1 protein-coding gene is annotated in these 2797 nt (G+C 64.8%); it reads left to right on the plus strand.

Translation table 11 applies throughout. From position 1 onward, the window contains the following. Positions 1-2797: non-ribosomal peptide synthetase (locus RMCN_RS29900; protein WP_131808627.1), on the plus strand; the 2797-nt coding region annotated here is incomplete at both ends.

Raw genomic sequence — 2797 nt, forward strand, 5'->3', positions numbered from 1 at the left:
CACCGAGGAGATCCTGGCCGGGGTCTACGCCCAAGTCCTTGGACTGGAGCGAGTCGGCGTCGACGAATCCTTCTTCGAACTCGGCGGCGATTCGCTCTCTGCAATGCGGCTCATCGCGGCGATCAACACAGCCCTTGATGTCGACCTCGCGGTGCGCACGGTGTTCGAGGCGCCCACAGTCGCTCAATTGGCGCCGCTCGTCGGTGCCGGCGGCGGCGGGCTAGAACCGCTGCACGCAGGTGCGCGTCCGTCGGTGGTTCCGTTGTCTTTTGCCCAGACCCGGCTGTGGTTCCTGGACCAGCTGCAGGGACCGTCAGCGGTCTACAACCTGGCGGTGGCGTTGCGGCTGACCGGGCCTCTCGACGTCGAGGCGTTGGGCGCGGCACTGGCTGACCTGGTGGGCCGCCACGAGAGCTTGCGAACGATGTTCCCCGCGGTTGACGGGATGCCTCATCAGTTGGTGGTGCCGGCCGAGGGGGCCGACTTTGGTTGGCGGATTGTCGATGCGACCGGCTGGTCGGCTTCTGAGGTGGAGGAAGCGGTCGGAAACACCGCGCAGCGCCCAATAGACCTAGCAGCCGAAATCCCGCTGCGAGCAACGCTTTTCCGCGTCACCGCCGATGAACACGTACTCGTGGCCGTGGTGCACCACATCGCAGCCGACGGTGTCTCGGTGGCGCCATTGGTCCGCGATTTGGGTGTGGCCTACGCCAGCCGGTCTGCAGGTTCGGCGCCGGATTGGGCGCCGTTGGCCGTGCAGTACGCCGACTACACGCTGTGGCAGCGCGCGCAGCTCGGTGATTTCAGCGATGACCACAGCCGCATCGCCGCGCAGCTCGTGTACTGGCAGGGCGCACTGGCGGGAATGCCTGAGCGACTTCAACTACCAACAGATAGACCGTACCCGCCCGTCGCCGATCAACGCGGCGCCGCTGTGGCCGTTGATTGGTCGGCCGAGCTGCAGCAGCGGGTGAGCGCAGTGGCTCGCGAGCACGGTGCGACCAGTTTCATGGTGGTTCAAGCCGCCCTCGCGGTTCTGCTTGCGGCCCACAGCTCCAGCACTGATGTCGCGGTCGGTTTTCCGATCGCCGGGCGGCGTGATCCCGCGCTCGACGATCTCGTTGGGTTCTTCGTCAACACGTTGGTGCTGCGAGTCGATTTGGCAGGTGATCCCACCGTCGCTGACCTGTTCGCCCAAGTGCGTCACCGCAGTCTGGCCGCATACGAGCATCAGGACGTGCCCTTCGAGGTGCTCGTCGAGCGACTCAATCCGACTCGATCGCTGGCCCATCATCCACTCGTTCAGGTGATGCTGGCCTGGCAGAACCAGCAGGACGATGACCCGGTTGCCGGACTCACACTGGGTGAGCTGCAAGTCGAGTCCTTGCCCGTTGACCTTCACACCGCCCGCTTGGATCTGGCGTTTTCATTGGCTGAACGCTGGAACCCGGACGGTGAGCCCGGCGGAATCGGTGGGAGCGTGCAGTTCCGCACAGATGTTTTCGATGCAGCCAGCATCGAGGCCCTGATCGAGCGGTTGCGGCGCGTCTTGGATTCGATGGTCGCCGACCCTCGACGGCGGGTGTCGTCACTGGATGTGCTCGAGGCGAGCGAGCATGCTCGGTTGGACGTGCTGGGTAATCGCGGGGCACTGACTGCGAAACCCCCTGCCGCGGTGTCGATTCCGGCATTGTTTGCTAGGCACGTAGCGCAGACCCCCGACGCAGCGGCGTTGAGTTTTGACGCTCGTTCGATGACCTATCGCGAGCTCGACGAGGCGGCGAATCGGTTGGCGCATCTATTGGTCGATCGAGGAGCCGGCCCGGGTTCGTGTGTTGTGGTGCTCGTGGAGCGCTCAGCCCAGGCCGTAGTGGCGATTCTGGCAACACTCAAGACCGGGGCGGCATATGTGCCGATGGATCCGGCGCATCCCTCTTCGCGGGTGGAGTTCATTGTCGAGGACGCTGCGCCGATCGCCGCAATCACCACTGCAGGGCTCGCCGACCGGCTGGACGGGCATGGTCTGCCGATCATCGATGTCGAAGACCCCGAAATCGAGGCTTACCCCACCATCCAACTACCCGCGCCGACTCCTGACAGCGTCGCGTATCTGATCTATACGTCGGGTACGACGGGTGTGCCCAAGGGTGTGGCGGTCACCCACAGCAATGTGACTCAATTGCTGGAGTCATTGGACGCCGGCCTGCCGTCGGCCGGTGTGTGGTCACAGTGCCACTCCTTGGCTTTCGACGTTTCGGTGTGGGAGATATTCGGTCCGCTACTGCGTGGCGGGCGACTGGTGGTCGTGCCCGAAGTCGTCGTCCGTTCGCCAGAAGACCTGCACGACCTGTTGATTCGCGAACAGGTCAGTGTGCTCACTCAGACTCCTTCAGCGGTGGCCGCGATCTCGCCCCACGGTTTGGAATCCATGGCGTTGGTGGTGGCTGGTGAGGCGTGTCCGGCTGATGTGGTGGATCGGTGGGCGCCGGGTCGGGTGATGATCAACGCCTACGGTCCGACCGAGACCACGATGTGTGTGGCGATCAGTGCGCCGTTGGCTGCGGGCTCGGGTGTGGTGCCGATCGGCTCGCCGGTGCACGGAGCCGCGTTGTTCGTCTTGGACAACTGGTTGCGTCCGGTGCCTGCCGGGGTGGTCGGCGAGTTGTATGTCGCGGGTCGCGGGGTGGCAGGCGGTTATGTCGGCCGGGCTGGGTTGACGTCGTCGCGGTTTGTGGCGTGTCCGTTCGGCGGCCCGGGACAACGGATGTATCGCACCGGCGATCTGGTGTGTTGGGGC

It is taken from the genome of Mycolicibacterium novocastrense (genome assembly GCF_001570485.1).
In the GTDB taxonomy this organism is placed as follows: domain Bacteria; phylum Actinomycetota; class Actinomycetes; order Mycobacteriales; family Mycobacteriaceae; genus Mycobacterium; species Mycobacterium novocastrense.